This window comes from Acidithiobacillus ferriphilus (assembly GCF_018854775.1).
Classification (GTDB): domain Bacteria; phylum Pseudomonadota; class Gammaproteobacteria; order Acidithiobacillales; family Acidithiobacillaceae; genus Acidithiobacillus; species Acidithiobacillus ferriphilus.
The window spans coordinates 1-14,830 of record NZ_JAAZTY010000050.1; the positions used below are offsets into that span (position 1 = coordinate 1).

At 59.9% G+C, this 14,830-nt stretch carries 15 protein-coding genes; 6 read left to right on the plus strand and 9 right to left on the minus strand.

What is annotated here, in order from left to right; all coding sequences use genetic code 11:
- The 5 genes from HF921_RS04240 to gloA form a co-directional block, all read left to right on the plus strand.
- Window positions 1-957, plus strand: a 957-nt coding sequence (locus tag HF921_RS04240; protein ID WP_215861442.1) for an aspartate kinase, incomplete at its 5' end; no start/stop codon positions are given.
- Window positions 957-2,123: an aspartate aminotransferase family protein gene (locus HF921_RS04245; RefSeq protein WP_215849130.1), complete on the plus strand. Its 1,167-nt coding sequence runs from the start codon at window positions 957-959 to the stop codon at window positions 2,121-2,123. The genes HF921_RS04240 and HF921_RS04245, both read left to right, overlap by 1 nt.
- Window positions 2,120-3,055: an ornithine carbamoyltransferase gene (gene argF, locus HF921_RS04250; RefSeq protein ID WP_064219425.1), complete on the plus strand. Its 936-nt coding sequence runs from the start codon at window positions 2,120-2,122 to the stop codon at window positions 3,053-3,055. The genes HF921_RS04245 and argF overlap by 4 nt, the downstream gene beginning before the upstream one ends.
- A 3-nt stretch (window positions 3,056-3,058) precedes the next feature.
- A complete protein-coding gene (locus HF921_RS04255; RefSeq protein ID WP_064219424.1) occupies window positions 3,059-4,258 on the plus strand; it encodes an argininosuccinate synthase in 1,200 nt (399 codons plus the stop codon).
- A gap of 78 nt (window positions 4,259-4,336) precedes the next feature.
- On the plus strand, window positions 4,337-4,744 hold the full coding sequence (gene gloA / locus HF921_RS04260) for a lactoylglutathione lyase (RefSeq protein WP_064219423.1): 408 nt from the start codon (window positions 4,337-4,339) through the stop codon (window positions 4,742-4,744).
- 71 nt (window positions 4,745-4,815) lie between these two features.
- Here the strand turns inward: gloA and dnaQ are convergent, their stop codons facing one another.
- The 3 genes from dnaQ to HF921_RS04275 are packed head-to-tail and all read right to left on the minus strand — an operon-like array spanning window position 4,816 to window position 6,793.
- Window positions 4,816-5,544 carry a DNA polymerase III subunit epsilon gene (gene dnaQ / locus HF921_RS04265; RefSeq protein ID WP_064219422.1) on the minus strand — a complete coding sequence of 243 codons (729 nt, stop codon included), beginning with the start codon at window positions 5,542-5,544 and terminating at the stop codon, window positions 4,816-4,818.
- Window positions 5,535-6,011: a ribonuclease HI gene (rnhA, locus tag HF921_RS04270; protein ID WP_064219421.1), complete on the minus strand. Its 477-nt coding sequence runs from the start codon at window positions 6,009-6,011 to the stop codon at window positions 5,535-5,537. The genes dnaQ and rnhA overlap by 10 nt, the downstream gene beginning before the upstream one ends.
- A complete protein-coding gene (locus HF921_RS04275; protein ID WP_064219420.1) occupies window positions 5,993-6,793 on the minus strand; it encodes a class I SAM-dependent methyltransferase in 801 nt (266 codons plus the stop codon). The genes rnhA and HF921_RS04275 overlap by 19 nt, the downstream gene beginning before the upstream one ends.
- Before the next feature lie 108 nt (window positions 6,794-6,901).
- Between HF921_RS04275 and gloB the strand changes: the two genes are divergently transcribed.
- The gene (gene gloB, locus HF921_RS04280; RefSeq protein ID WP_215893375.1) at window positions 6,902-7,654 is read left to right on the plus strand and encodes a hydroxyacylglutathione hydrolase; all 753 of its coding nucleotides are present in this window, start codon (window positions 6,902-6,904) and stop codon (window positions 7,652-7,654) included.
- Window positions 7,655-7,656: 2 nt separating this feature from the next.
- Here the strand turns inward: gloB and HF921_RS04285 are convergent, their stop codons facing one another.
- From HF921_RS04285 to infB, 6 genes are all read right to left on the minus strand, one after another.
- Window positions 7,657-8,847, minus strand: a complete 1,191-nt coding sequence (locus HF921_RS04285) for a M16 family metallopeptidase (RefSeq protein WP_231104511.1) — start codon at window positions 8,845-8,847, stop codon at window positions 7,657-7,659.
- Window positions 8,848-9,023: 176 nt separating this feature from the next.
- Window positions 9,024-11,102: a polyribonucleotide nucleotidyltransferase gene (gene pnp / locus HF921_RS04290; protein WP_215893376.1), complete on the minus strand. Its 2,079-nt coding sequence runs from the start codon at window positions 11,100-11,102 to the stop codon at window positions 9,024-9,026.
- 10 nt (window positions 11,103-11,112) lie between these two features.
- A complete protein-coding gene (gene rpsO, locus HF921_RS04295; RefSeq protein WP_064219533.1) occupies window positions 11,113-11,382 on the minus strand; it encodes a 30S ribosomal protein S15 in 270 nt (89 codons plus the stop codon).
- Between the two features lie 36 nt (window positions 11,383-11,418).
- A complete protein-coding gene (gene truB, locus HF921_RS04300; protein ID WP_215893377.1) occupies window positions 11,419-12,303 on the minus strand; it encodes a tRNA pseudouridine(55) synthase TruB in 885 nt (294 codons plus the stop codon).
- Window positions 12,300-12,692, minus strand: coding sequence for a ribosome-binding factor A (locus HF921_RS04305; RefSeq protein ID WP_215893378.1), 393 nt, complete (start codon window positions 12,690-12,692; stop codon window positions 12,300-12,302). Before HF921_RS04305 ends, truB begins: the two co-directional genes overlap by 4 nt.
- Window positions 12,693-12,698: 6 nt before the next feature.
- A partial coding sequence (gene infB, locus HF921_RS04310) for a translation initiation factor IF-2 (RefSeq protein WP_215893379.1) occupies window positions 12,699-14,830 on the minus strand: 2,132 nt, incomplete at its 5' end.

The following is a 14,830-nucleotide window of genomic DNA, read 5'->3' on the forward strand; positions in this document are numbered from 1 at the left end:
CCCGCCGTTTCGTTCACCGGCGGGCAAGTCGCCATCATGACCGATTCGGCCCATAACCGGGCGCGCATCGAGCATATTGACGATCACAAGATCCGGGCGGCACTGGATGCCGGCAAGATTGTGGTCGTGGCGGGCTTTCAGGGGGTCGATCCGCATGGCAATATCACCACCCTGGGTCGCGGTGGTTCCGACACCACCGCCGTGGCCCTGGCGGCCGCCCTGCATGCCGATGAATGCGACATTTTCACCGATGTGGACGGCATTTACACCACCGACCCGCGGGTGGAATCCCGGGCGCGCCGCCTGGATCGCATCACCTTTGAAGAAATGCTGGAAATGGCCAGCCTCGGTGCCAAGGTTCTGCAAACCCGCTCCGTCGAATTCGCCATGAAATACCATGTTCCCGTGCGGGTCTTGTCGTCTTTTCAGGATGGACCCGGCACCCTGGTCACCAATGAGGAAAATTCTGTGGAAGCTCCCCGCGTCTCCGGCATCGCCTTCTCCCGCAATGAGGCGAAAATCACCGTCGTCGGCGTGCCCGACCATCCGGGCATCGCCTATGCCATTCTGGGCCCAATTTCTGCGGCCAATATCAATGTGGATGTGATCCTCCAGAATATTTCGGAGGCGGGTAAAACCGACTTCACCTTCACGGTGGACCGCAATGATTTCGCCAAGACCCAGGGTATTCTCCAGAGCGTGGCCCAGCAACTCGGCGCCGAGGACGTGCGGGGCGATACCCATATCGTCAAGGTTTCCGTGGTGGGCGTCGGGATGCGCTCCCATGCCGGTATCGCCGCCACCATGTTCGAAACGCTGGCGCGGGAAAACATCAACATCCAGATGATTTCCACCTCCGAGATCAAGATTTCCGTCGTCATCGAAGAAAAATATCTGGAACTCGCGGTGCGGGCGCTGCACGCGGCTTTCGCCCTGGACGGGGAGGCGGCAGCCTGATGCCACTCATGTCCACTTACGCCCGGCTGCCAGTCGCTTTTGCAAGGGGTGAGGGAGTATGGCTCTATGATACCGAGGGGCGCCGTTATCTGGACGCCCTGGCAGGGATCGCCGTCTGTGGCCTGGGTCACAGCCATCCAGCCGTGACCCGCGCCCTGCAGACCCAGGCCGGCCAACTGCTGCACACCTCCAATCTCTACCACATTCCTGCGCAGGAAAAACTGTCTGACACCCTCTGCACGATCAGTGGGATGGATGCGGCCTTTTTCTGCAATAGCGGCGCCGAGACCAATGAAGCGGCCATCAAAATCGCCCGTCTCCACGGTCATGGCAAAGGCATCGCCGAACCGCGGATTCTGGTATTCAGCAACGCTTTTCATGGCCGTACCCTGGCGACACTGACGGCCACCGGTAATTTTCGCATCCAGGAAGGCTTCGATCCCCTGGTGCCGGGCTTTGTGCGCGCCCCTTATGGCGATCTCCATACCGTCCGCGCGCTGGTTGCCGCCAACCCCGGCATTTGCGCCATTCTCGTCGAACCGGTGCAGGGCGAGGGCGGTGTACGCCCGGCGCCTGAAGGTTTTCTGACGGGTTTGCGGGAGGTCTGCGACGCGCATGGACTACTCCTGATGCTGGACGAAGTGCAGACGGGCATCGGCCGTACCGGGACCTTCTTCGCCTACCAGCAAATTCCTGGTCTGCTGCCCGACGTGCTCAGCCTCGCCAAAGGACTGGGCAATGGGGTACCCATCGGCGCCATGCTCGCCCGCCAGTCGACCGCCGCGCTCTTCGGACCGGGCAAACACGGCACCACCTTCGGTGGCGGGCCGCTGGTCTGCGCCGCCGCCCAGGCCGTGCTCGACACCATGCGGCAAGAGGCCATCCCCGCCCATGCGGAACAAATGGGGGGCCTGCTCCGCCAGCGTCTGCGCGAACGCCTCGGCCAGCACCCCGAGGTGGTGGAGGTACGCGGCATGGGTCTGATGGTGGGTATCGAACTGGCCCATAAGCCCGAACGGCTGGTGGAACGTGCCCTGGAGGCGGGCCTGCTCATCAACGTCACTGCCGAACGGGTGATCCGTCTGTTGCCGCCGCTGATTCTGCAAGAGGCAGAAATCGACCTCCTCGTCGCTGGCCTCGCCAGCCTTCTGGAATCCGCATCATGAATATCCGTCACTTTTTGCGTCTCTCCGATCTCAGCCCCAGCGCACTGCGAGCGCTCCTGCAGCGCGCCATCGCCCTGAAGAAAATCCAGCGTGCGGGCGAGCGTTACGCCCCCTGCGCGGGCCGGACACTGGCGATGATCTTTGAGAAATCCTCCACCCGCACCCGCGTGTCCTTTGAGACGGGTATGGCGCAACTGGGCGGCCATGCCCTTTTCCTCTCGCCACGGGATACCCAACTGGGGCGCGGCGAAAGCATCGAGGACACCGCCAGGGTGATCTCGCGCATGGTCGATATGGTGATGATCCGCACCTTCGGTCACGACAATCTCATCCGCTTCGCCGCCGCGTCGCGGGTGCCGGTGATCAACGGGCTCTCCGACGATCACCACCCCTGTCAGCTCCTCGCCGACCTGATGACGGCGACGGAACATTGGGGTGACCTGCGTGGCAGGACCGTGGCCTATATCGGCGACGGCAGCAATAATATGGCCCACTCCTGGATGGAAGCCGCGCGGATTTTCGACTTTCAGCTGCGCGTCGGCAGCCCGGCGGGTTACGCACCGACCGCCGCGATGTGGCAGACCGGCGGTAATCACGTCACGATCCTGCATGATGCGGTGACCGCGGTGCGCGGTGCCGACCTGATCGTCACCGACGTCTGGACCAGCATGGGTCAGGAAGAAGAGGCCGCCGCACGCAAGGCGATTCTCGCCCCTTTCCAGGTCAACGCCACCCTCATGGCCGCCGCCGCGACGGACGCCTTATTCATGCACTGCCTTCCTGCCCACCGTGGCGAAGAGGTCAGCGCCGAAGTCATCGACGGACCCCGGTCTGTCGTCTGGGAAGAGGCGGAAAACCGCCTGCACGCCCAGAAAGCCCTGATGGAATTATTATTTGGCATCGGCCCCGTGGCCGCACTGCAAGGAGATTGATGCATGGTCAAGAAAGTCGTTCTCGCCTATTCCGGTGGTCTGGATACCTCGGTCATCCTCAAGTGGTTGCAAGATCAGTATCAGTGCGATGTGGTCACCTTCACCGCCGACATCGGCCAGGGTGAAGAGTTGGAACCGGCACGCGCCAAGGCCGAGAAGCTCGGCGCCAGGGAAATCTTCATTGATGATCTGCGCCAGGAATTCGTCAGTGATTACGTGTTTCCCATGTTCCGCGCCAACACCCTTTACGAGGGCGAGTACCTGCTGGGGACCTCCATCGCCCGGCCCCTCATTGCCAAGCGCATGGTGGAAATCGCCGCCGACGTGGGTGCCGATGCCGTCGCCCATGGGGCCACCGGCAAGGGCAACGATCAGGTGCGTTTTGAGCTGGGGGCCTACGCCCTCAATCCGAACATTCAGGTGATCGCCCCCTGGCGGGAATGGGACCTGAACTCCCGCGAAAAGCTCCTCGCCTATGCCGAACGGCATGGCATCCCGGTGGAACGCCACGGCAAGAAATCCCCCTACTCCATGGACGCCAACCTGCTGCATATTTCCTACGAAGGTGGCGTTCTCGAAGATCCCTGGGCGGAAGCCGAAGACGGCATGTGGCGCTGGACCACGGCGCCGGAGCAAGCGCCAGATCAGCCCCGTTATCTGGAGATCACCTACGCGCACGGCGACCCCATCGCCATCGACGGCGAACCGCTCAATCCCGCGCAATTGCTGGCGCACCTCAACGCCGTCGGCGGCGAGCATGGCATCGGACGCCTGGATATTGTCGAAAACCGCTACGTCGGCATGAAATCCCGGGGCTGCTACGAGACCCCCGGCGGCACCATTCTGCTCAAGGCCCATCGCGCTATCGAATCCATCACCCTGGACCGGGAAGTCGCCCATCTCAAGGATGATCTCATGCCCCGCTACGCCAGCATCATCTACAACGGCTTCTGGTGGAGCCCGGAACGCCGCGCCCTGCAGACGCTCATCGATCAGACCCAGCGATTGGTCAATGGCGTGGTGCGCCTCAAACTCTACAAAGGGAGTTGTATGGTGGTGGGACGGCAGTCGCAAGAGAGTCTCTTTGATCCACGCATCGCCACCTTTGAAGATGATGCCGGCGCCTACAACCAGAAAGATGCCGAGGGCTTCATCAAGCTCAACGCGTTGCGTCTGCGCATCGAAAAGCGTTTGCAGGGTTAATTTCAGCAGTCCGCGTAAAGGGTCGTCCACCGGGGTGGCGCTTGCGGACTATCATTCGCCCAACATGAGGAGGAAATCATGCGTCTCTTGCACACCATGCTGCGCGTTGGGAACCTGGATCGCGCCATCGTTTTTTATACAGAAGTACTTGGCATGCGTCTTCTGCGTCGCAAGGATTATCCCGAAGGCAGATTCACTCTGGCCTTCGTCGGTTATCAGGAAGAAAGCGCCGGTGCCGTGATCGAATTGACCTACAATTGGGGAGTGGACCATTACGCCCTTGGCGAAGCCTTTGGACATATCGCCCTGGAAGTCGAGAATGCTGCAGCGGCCTGCGACACCATCCGCCAGCGGGGGGGCAAGGTCGTGCGCGAGGCCGGCCCCATGAAACATGGCAACACGGTCATCGCCTTCGTCGAAGACCCAGACGGCTACCGCATTGAGCTCATCGAAAAGAACGCGGATTTCGCCGAGCATCCAGCCTGAGCGAAGCGCCTTGCCGGTGTCAAGCACCCATGTCAGGCGACCGCACCGCCAAGATGCGGACGGTCCAAGGGTCACTCATCATGCCATAAAGCGGTCGATCCCATATTTTGCAGATATTGCTGATGTGCGGCGACCTCCGCACTGCTGGCACGAATTACCCGCAGTGCAGTCTTGCGCTGCAAAGACACCGGGCCAACCAGCGGCGCGACGCCAGCAGAGCTAGGCGGCGAGACTGCCGGAACCTCTGACGGCAGCGCGATGGTGCTTATAAGGCCCATCATATCCACCTGCCCACCGGTCATCGCCAGGTAGACTTCCGCGAGTATCTCGCAGTCCAGCAAAGCCCCGTGCAGATCACGACGACTGTTGTCCACACTATAGCGTCGGCACAAACTGTTCAAATCATTTTTCTGGCCGGGGTGGCGGCGGCGCGCATCCACCAGGGTATCCATTACCGCCTGCCGCAACGGTGCTTTTTTCGCCTGTTGCAATTCATGATTCAAAAAACCCAGATCAAAAGGCGCGTTGTGAATAATGAGTTCCGCGTCACCCAGGAAGTCCAGAAAAGCGTCCGCGACCTCAGCGAAAACCGGCTTATCCTGCAAAAACTCGGCGGTCAGTCCATGCACCCGCAAGGCCTCTGGATCACTGCTGCGCTGCGGATTGAGATATTGCTGGTAATGCACCCCCGTCACCCGCCGGTCGATCAGCTCCACGGCCCCGATTTCAATTACCCGATGCCCTTGCTTCCAGTCGATGCCCGTGGTTTCCGTATCCAGCACCACCTGCCTCACAGCCATCCTTCGCCCTCCTGCACCTGCCTGCCCGCTGCATACCGATCCATGACCAGATTCAGCAACGCGTCTACCCGTTCATTCTCGATATGCCCCGAGTGTCCTCTCACCCACTCCCACTGGATCTCGTGACGTGCCGCCATGGCCGCCAACGACTCCCAGATATCCTGGTTTTTGACCGCATCCCCACCCGCGGTCCGCCAGCCTCGGCGTTGCCAGCCAGCCAACCATTGGGTCATACCATCGCGCAGATAGCGGGAATCACTGACTACCCGCACGACACTGGGACGCTTGAGTGCCTCCAGGCCGCGCAAAGCCGCGGTCAGCTCCATTCGGTTGTTCGTCGTTTCCGGAACGAAGCCCCATAAAACCTTCTCCTGCCCTGCCAGCCGCAGACACGCACCCCAAGCCCCCATACCCGGATTACCGCGGCACCCCCCATCGGTAAACAACTCTATGATTTTTTTTTGCATGATGCAGGGTTCTCGGCAGGATTTGTGACATCATAAGCAACAGGCGCTTCGGAACGGATTTTTTGACGCCCGGAACGCAAATTGAGCGGACGTAACGCGCCGATCAGCGGACGCCCGGGATCACGCCGCTGTGCCAGCAACAAATAGGCGTTGGCTCCCGCCGGCCACCAGCGGTCGCCCATCAGTTCCATCCATTGCGCATTGCGCTTCAGGCCCGGCACGGAATATTGAAAGTAGCGTCCCTCGCGCAGCACAAAATTCTGCTCTTCCAGCAGGGTACGCAGTCGTCCCAGAGGCAGAAAGGGACGTCGCCATGGCCAGGCGCGGTCCCGGCGCCAGAGGTGCCAGCGGCGGACCACACTCAGACTACCCCCTGGGTTGAAATCCATAATCAGCACATGACCTTCGGGACGCAGCACCCGCCAGCACTCCTCCAACACCGCCTGCGGATTGGCTATCCGGGTAAGACAGAAAGGGATGATAACCAAATCGAAACGCATGGCCGCAAAGGGCATCGCCTCACAGGCGCCATAGGCTTGCAGATACTCGTCGACGGGCAAGACAAAGCCATCATTGAGCAGCACCCAGGTGTGCTCGTGGCCGGGCGGCAGTCCCCAGAAAATGGGTTGCCCGAGTTGCAGAATAGTCTCCGGTTGCAGACGTTCTACCCAGCGCGGCAGAATATCCCTGGCGCGGTCCAGCAAGAGGCGACCGCTGCTCCCATCCCACCAGATGGCGGCACGACGCGCCCGCGGTCGACTGCGACGTCCCAGACTCTGCATATCAGCGCAACGGCCTCGCAGCGGCAGAAAAAGAAAACACTAGCGTCGGGTACCCCAATTCAATGCCATAATGGGCCTATGGTACCTTGCCCGTAGCGAGATGCAAAAATGCCCATCCATTTTATCCCCGCCTTCACGGATAACTACATCTACATCGCAGAAACACCCAAAGGCGCATGGATTATCGACCCCGGTTGCGCCGATCCCGTCTTCGCCTGGTGCGCGGAACATCAGCGCTGTCCCAGCGCCATTCTCTGCACCCACCATCATGCGGACCACACCGGTGGCGTGGAAGCACTGGTGCAACGTTTCCGCATACCGGTCTATGGCGCCAACCAGCGCATCCCGCAACTCACCCACGCTGTCCGCGCGGGCCTCTTGGCGCTGGACGAGGAGTCGCTCACCGTGCTGGCAGTGCCCGGCCACACCCGCGATCATCTCGCCTACGTCTGGAAAGACGCGCTTTTCTGCGGAGACACCCTCTTCGCCGCAGGTTGCGGGCGCCTCTTTGAGGGCACCGCAGCGCAGATGTTCCACAGTCTGCAACAGTTCGCCAGATTGCCGGGGGATACCGCCGTCTACTGTGCCCACGAATACACCCTCAGCAATCTGCGCTTCGCGGCACAGGTCGATCCGGAGAATCCAATCATAGCCCAGCGCCAAGAAATGGCCACCGCACAGCGCGCGCGCAACGCACCCACCTTACCCTCCAGCGTGACCCTGGAACGCGCCAGCAACCCTTTCCTACGCTGCCACGAACCCGCCTTGATCCGCAGCGCCAACACCTTCGATCCCGACACCGGCGACGACCCTGTCCGCGTTTTCAGCACGCTGCGCCGCTGGAAAGATCATTTTTCCTGAGTTCAGCGCCGTGTCGGCAGGCACATCAGTTCAAAACGCTCGGTCCAGGCCTTACGCAAAACCCGCCACACGGCATCGGCGTCCACCGCGGCAAGGGTCTGGAGGGACTCTTCCACCGGGATCAGGCGTCCCAGATACAGCCATTGTCGCGTCAGGCGGCTCATGCGAATTTCCGCATCCTCCTGCCCCAGCAGGAGCTGAATCCGCAGACTGCGCTTCGCCCAGGCCATATCCTCCGGCCGCGGTCCGTGCTCCAGTAATGTAGCCAGGACCTCCGCCACTGCCTCTGCCGCCTGAGCTTGCTGTGCGCCCGGCGTGGCCGCATAGAGCGTCCACTCCCCGCAATCTCGGAGGGGGTCGAGATGGGAAAACACCTGATAGGCCAATCCCCGCTTTTCACGCAGTTCGCGGAACAGATAGGACGCCGTGCCGCCACCCAATATGGCGTTGGCGACCACATAAGCCAGGTAATCCTCCGCAGCAACGCTGCAAGCCGGCGCCATCCAGATCAGATGCGCCTGTTGCGCCTGGGCGCGGCGCAGGCGTTTCTGCCCGCCATGAAACTGCGGGGCCGACATGGTAGCACGGGTGCCATGCCGCGGTCCCCGGAAAGCCGCCGCCCCCCAGGCACAGAGCGCCGCATGTTCCACTTCTCCGACGGCGGTGACTATCAGCGGCGATTCGGCGAGGACCCGCTGATGATAGGCTTGCAAGCGCTTCCGACTGGCTGACCGGATACACTGTGCGTTCCCCAGCACCGGCCAGGCCAGGGGATGCGCCCCCCAGATTTCCGCGAGAGCACGCTCCTGCACCCAGTCCTCCACATCCTCAGCGGCCATGGCCGCCTCTTGCGCGACTACCCGCTTTTCGAGGCGCAGGTCAGCGTGGTCAAAGCGCGGTTTCGTCAGCAGCTCGGTCAGCAGCGTAAAGGCTTCAGCGGCATCCTCCGCCAACACTGTCCCGTGAAATACCGTGCTTTCGCGATCCGTAAACGCATTGATGGTACCGCCCAACGACTCCATCGCCGCATTGAGCGCATCGCCATCGCGTTCCGTACTACCTTTGAAGAGCATGTGCTCCAGCAAATGGGCAAAGCCGTTTTCGTCTACGGCCTGATCCCGGCTGCCGTTGCCGACGGTCAGAGACAAAGCCACGCTCCGGCGTCCGGGCAGGCGCTCACTGATTACCGTCACACCGTTATCCAGCGTTGTGCGGAGCGATCCAGTAGCATATGTCATATCAGGAAGAAATTATAAAAGAGTGTATACAAAGAGGGGGCCCTTCTAAGACCATAAAAAGCAGGGGGTGGACCATACCCATCCACCCCCATTGGCGTTCAACAACATTGACCATGATGTCAGCGGACCACTTATTGCGGGATATCCTTCATACTCAGTTTGATCTTTCCTTGACGATCCACTTCCAAGACCTTGACACACACTACCTGCCCTTCCTTGAGGTGATCGTGGACGTCACTCACCCGCTCGCTGCTGATCTGGGAAATGTGCAGCAAGCCATCCCGCCCGGGCAAAATCGTCACAAAGGCACCAAAATCCATGATCTTGGCCACTTTGCCATCATAAATGGTGTCAACCTGCACATCCGCCGTCAGCAATTCGATACGCCGCTTCGCTGCGGCGCCAGCTTCACCGTCCACAGAAGCAATAGTTACCGTACCGTTATCCTGAATATCAATGGTCGCACCAGTTTCTTCGGTCAGGGCGCGGATGATCTTGCCGCCCGGTCCGATGACGTCGCGAATGCGATCCGGATTAATCTGGATGGTGATAATACGCGGTGCATAATCAGACAGTTCGCCACGGCTCATGGACAGCACGCCATTCATCAGCCCAAGGATATGCAGCCGCCCGGCCAGCGCCTGCTTGAGCGCCTGTGCCATGATTTCCCGGGTAATCCCGTCGATCTTGATATCCATCTGCAGGGCGGTCACCCCCTGTTCGGTGCCCGCCACCTTGAAATCCATATCACCCAGATGATCTTCGTCGCCCAGGATATCGGTGAGGACGGCAAAGCGGTCACCTTCCTTGATGAGACCCATGGCCACGCCCGCCACCGGCGCCTTGAGAGGTACACCGGCATCCATCAGCGCCAGAGAGGCACCGCAAACAGTCGCCATGCTGGAAGAGCCATTGGACTCCAGCACTTCAGACACCACCCGCAAACTGTACGGAAATTCGCTGTTACTTGGCAGGACCGCCGCTATCGCCCGCTTGGCCAAGCGCCCGTGACCAATTTCCCGGCGTTTGGGGGAGCCTACCATGCCCGTCTCACCGGTAGAGAACGGTGGAAAGTTGTAATGCAGCATGAAACGATCACGACTCTCCCCTTGCAGGGCATCAATGATCTGCTCATCGCCCTTGGTGCCCAAAGTCGCCACCACCAAGGCTTGGGTTTCACCCCGGGTAAAGAGCGCCGAACCGTGGGTCCGCGGCAATACGCCCGCCTCAATGGTGATGGGACGTACCGTCCTGCTGTCCCGACCATCAATGCGTGGCGCGCCATCCAAAATGCGGCCGCGCACAATGCTGGTTTCAATTTTTTTCAACAGGCCACGAACCAGATCGCCGCGCTGTGCATCTTCTGCGGCAAAGGCTATCACCATCGACTGCTGCACATCTTCCAGGCGCTTGCTGCGCGCCTGCTTCTCCGTTAACGCATAGGCTTCCTGCAGAAGCGGCGTGGCTTTCTCGCGCACTTGCATACCCAGTGCTTCATCGGCCACCGGCGCCACCCACTCCCAGCGCGATTTACCGGCTTCCCGCGCCAGGGCCTCAATCGTCTCAATGACCGGCTGGAATTGCGCGTGACCGAACATCACCGCTTCCAGCATGGTCTCTTCGGACAATTGCTGCGCCTCGGACTCGACCATGAGTACCGCCTGCCGGGTCCCTGCCACCACGAGATCCAGTTGCGAAGTGGTCAATTGCGAGTAACTGGGGTTCAGCAGATACTGCCCGTCGATATAACCCACCCGGGCCGCACCAATCGGACCATTGAACGGAATGCCGGAAATTGCCAGGGCCGCTGAGGCACCGACCAGAGCCAAGATATCGGGGTCATTATCCCGATCCACTGACAATACCGTGGCGATAACCTGCACTTCGTTCATAAAGCCCTTGGGAAAGAGCGGCCGGATGGGGCGATCGATCAGACGTGAAGTCAGCGTCTCTTTTTCAGCGGGCCGCCCTTCACGCTTAAAGAAGCCACCAGGAATTTTGCCCGCTGCATAGGCCTTTTCCTGATAGTTTACCGTTAACGGAAAGAAATCCTGGCCCGGCTTTATCTCCCGGCGAGCCACTGCCGTTACCAGAACGACCGTATCCCCACTAGAAACCAGTACTGCACCGTCTGCCTGACGTGCCATTCGGCCCGTTTCCAGCTGTAGGCGGCGGCCGCCAAAATCTACTTCTTTCCGAATAATGGTCAAAACCTTCTCCTTACTTACGCAGACCCAGACGTTCGATCAGCGTGCGATAGCGATTCACATCCCGTCTCTTCAAATAATCCAGCAATTTGCGGCGCTGGCCAACCATTTTCAAAAGACCTTGGCGGGAATGATGGTCATGCTTATTGACCTTAAAGTGATCTGCCAGCCCTTCAATACGGGTAGTCAGCAGGGCGACCTGTACTTCAGGAGACCCCGTATCCCCCACATGGGTGGCATAGCCCTGAACAACTGCTGCTTTGATATCACGAGACAACGACATAATTCCTGCTCCTCGAAAATTCTAAAAACAATAACCCTAGTTTACGCTCATGAGGCGGCGAGGCGCCACCTTTCCGTCGTCCATGACCTCTCCCAAACCGAGAAACTGCCCCATCGGTCCATAGAGGCGAATGCGCCCAAGGGATGCAGGTGTATGGGCAACCACGACCCCTTGTCCCTGACGCAGATAATAGGCAGTGTTCTCCGTCAGAGTCACCGCCGGCAAATATTCCAAAGCCAGATCCATGGCTTTAAGTGGGCACTCCTCGCGCCCCAGCACATCAGCAAGCGCTTCCAGGGTCAACGCCTGCGTAATATCAAAGGGACCGGTAGAGGTGCGCCGCAAGCCGTTGACATGCGCACCACACCCCAGCGCCGCACCGATGTCTGCCGCCAGGCTGCGGATATAGGTGCCCTTGGAACAGCGCACATCCAGCACCAAACAGTCGCCGTCCAACAAAACCAGGTCGAGCGCATCGATACGTACCTGCCGCGCCGCCCGCTCCACTTCCAGGCCCTTGCGCGCCAGTTCGTACAGCGGCTTACCACCCTGTTTGATCGCCGAATACATGGGCGGAACTTGCGCGATCACACCGGAAAACCGCGGCAATATCATACGCACCTGCTCTTCGCTGACGACGACCGGCCGCTCTTCGAGAATTTCTCCTTCGCTGTCACCTGTTGTCGTGGTTTGCCCCAAACGCAAAGTTGCTCGATAGGACTTATCCGCGTTGAGAATATAATCAGAGACTTTGGTGGCCTCGCCAAAGAGCAGGACCAGCAGTCCGGTAGCGACGGGATCGAGGCTCCCCGTATGTCCGGCTTTTTTAATGCCGAGCAGGCGCTTAACCCGCTGCAAGGCCGCATTGGACGTCAGTCCTGCAGGTTTATCAAAGAGCAACAGACCATGTTGACAATTCATGGCAGATCCTCTTGTTCCTGCGCCGACGGCAAATGTGCCAGGAGTTCTGCCATTTCTGCACCCCGATCAAAACGCGCATCGTAAATAAAATGCAGGGGCGGAATACGCCGCAAGGCCAAACGCTTTCCCAGTAACTGACGGATTTCTCCGGCATGATCCTGTAACACCTGACGCACCGCACCGGCCCGCCCGGGGCCATCCATCAGCGAAAAATATACGGTCGCCGAGCGCATATCCGCCGGCAAATCCACCATGGTGATACTGGGGGGCAACTGCACCAAGTCGGCAGACATCCCATGCAGGCGCGGCAACACCGCTGCTATTTCTTCCCGCAGTAAATGGGCCACTCTGGCGCCGCGCGGATACGCGCGATGAGAACTATGCAACACCGACTCCTAGACCGTTCGTGCCACTTCGGTGGTTTCGAAAGCCTCAATAACGTCGCCGTTTTTCAGATCATTGAAGTTGCGGACACCCACACCACACTCAAAACCCTCACGCACTTCTTTGACATCTTCTTTGAAGCGCCGCAAGGAATCCATTTCTCCGGTATGAATGACCACATCCTGACGGAGCACCCGGACCTTGGCGTTACGCCGCAAGATACCGTCGGTAACCATACAACCAGCAATCATACCCACCTTGGGCACCCGGAACGTATCGCGCACCTGCGCATGACCCAGAATGCGCTCACGGACTTCGGGAGCGAGCATACCACTCATAGCGGCCTTCACCTCGTCCACTGCATCATAAATAACGCTGTGATAACGAACATCCACACCGCTATGGTCGATCAGACGCCGGGCAGGCGCTTCCGCCCGCACGTTGAAGCCGATGATAACCGCCTGAGATGCCGCAGCGAGATTCACATCAGACTCCGTAATTCCACCGACCCCGGAGTGAATGACATTGACCTTCACCTCGGCGGTGGAAAGACGTTCCAGAGTCATGGCCAAAGCCTCTACGGAGCCCTGCACGTCCGCCTTGATCAGCAAGTTCAACTGCTGCAACTGACCATCTGCAGCGGCCTCGAACAGGCTTTCCAGCGTCGCTTTCTGATGCTTCGCCAAACGCACGTCACGGAATTTACCTTGACGAAAGAGCGCGACTTCGCGGGCTTTACGCTCATCGGCAACCACGACCACCTCATCACCGGCGTGCGGTACATCCCCCAGACCCAACACTTCTGCCGGCATGCCAGGAACCACCGACTGTGTCGACCGGCCCGTATCATCCACCAACGCCCGCACTCGTCCAAACTGTGCTCCAGCCAGAAGCATATCACCCGTATGCAAGGTACCCTGCCGTACGAGCACAGACGCCACGACGCCGCGTCCCCGATCCAGCCGGGACTCGATGACCACGCCCTTCGCAGGACCGTTTACTTGGACATCCAGATCAAGCATCTCCGCCTGTAACAGAATCGCGTCAAGCAAATCATCAATATGCAGCCCGGTCTTCGCAGAAACATTCACAAATTGAGTGTCACCACCCCACTCCTCAGGCACCACTTCATGCCCGGCGAGTTCCTGGCGTATACGTTCCGGGTCTACGGACGGCTTATCGATTTTGTTAACCGCCACCACGATGGGCACTTTAGCGGCCTTGGCGTGGTGAATCGCCTCGACCGTCTGCGGCATCACGCCGTCATCGGCTGCCACCACCAGCACGACAATGTCCGTCGCCTGCGCACCACGGGCACGCATGGCCGTAAACGCCTCATGACCCGGCGTATCGAGGAAGGTCACCATCCCCTTGGGCGTCTCCACATGGTAAGCGCCGATGTGCTGGGTAATACCCCCAGCCTCGCCACTAGCCACCTGTGCAGAGCGAATCCGATCCAATAGCGATGTTTTGCCGTGGTCCACATGCCCCATGACCGTCACCACCGGAGGGCGTCGGCCCATGATCGGTGTCGCCGCAATCCCATCCTCCACCAAAAAGGCCTCGGGGCTGGTAATTCCCACCAACTTCACCTTGTGCCCCAGTTCCTCTACGACAATGGCGGCGGTTTCCTGATCAATCACCTGATTGATAGTGGCCATCACCCCCATCTTCATCATCGTTTTGATTACGTCAGTGGCCTTAATAGCCATCCGGCTAGCCAACTCACCCACAGTAATAGTTTCTGGAACCGCCACTTCACGGATGACCGGTGCTGCCGCCCATTCACTGATGGCGACCCCCCCCTTGCCGCGGCTTCGTTTATCTCCGGACTTGCGGCGCCGTGCCAATGCATCGGCATTGCCTCCCTCATCACTACGTCGTCCGCCCCGCCGGGCGGCACCATTGCGCCGGGCATCATCATCCCCGGCGCGCGCGCCCCCCGGTCCAGCTTTCTTGCCTTTCGCTGGCGTCGCTGCGGCGGGCGTTCTGCTGGCCGGTAATGCTGCTGCGGGACGTGCGCGACCCGTATTGATTGTCGATGTTCGGCTACGATCAGGACTAGGCTGTTCCGGAGTGTGCGAAGCTGTAGGTGCCAGCCTTGCTTCAGCGTGCGAAGGGGTCTGCTGCGCAAGAGGTTCCA

Bases quoted from the DNA above. Each gene is read 5' to 3' on its own strand.
- HF921_RS04245 (WP_215849130.1), top strand. From the start codon at position 957: ATGCCACTCATGTCCACTTACGCCCGGCTGCCAGTCGCTTTTGCAAGG.
- argF (WP_064219425.1), top strand. From the start codon at position 2,120: ATGAATATCCGTCACTTTTTGCGTCTCTCCGATCTCAGCCCCAGCGCA.
- HF921_RS04255 (WP_064219424.1), top strand. From the start codon at position 3,059: ATGGTCAAGAAAGTCGTTCTCGCCTATTCCGGTGGTCTGGATACCTCG.
- gloA (WP_064219423.1), top strand. From the start codon at position 4,337: ATGCGTCTCTTGCACACCATGCTGCGCGTTGGGAACCTGGATCGCGCC.
- dnaQ (WP_064219422.1), bottom strand. From the start codon at position 5,544: ATGGCTGTGAGGCAGGTGGTGCTGGATACGGAAACCACGGGCATCGAC.
- rnhA (WP_064219421.1), bottom strand. From the start codon at position 6,011: ATGCAAAAAAAAATCATAGAGTTGTTTACCGATGGGGGGTGCCGCGGT.
- HF921_RS04275 (WP_064219420.1), bottom strand. From the start codon at position 6,793: ATGCAGAGTCTGGGACGTCGCAGTCGACCGCGGGCGCGTCGTGCCGCC.
- gloB (WP_215893375.1), top strand. From the start codon at position 6,902: ATGCCCATCCATTTTATCCCCGCCTTCACGGATAACTACATCTACATC.
- rpsO (WP_064219533.1), bottom strand. From the start codon at position 11,382: ATGTCGTTGTCTCGTGATATCAAAGCAGCAGTTGTTCAGGGCTATGCC.
- truB (WP_215893377.1), bottom strand. From the start codon at position 12,303: ATGAATTGTCAACATGGTCTGTTGCTCTTTGATAAACCTGCAGGACTG.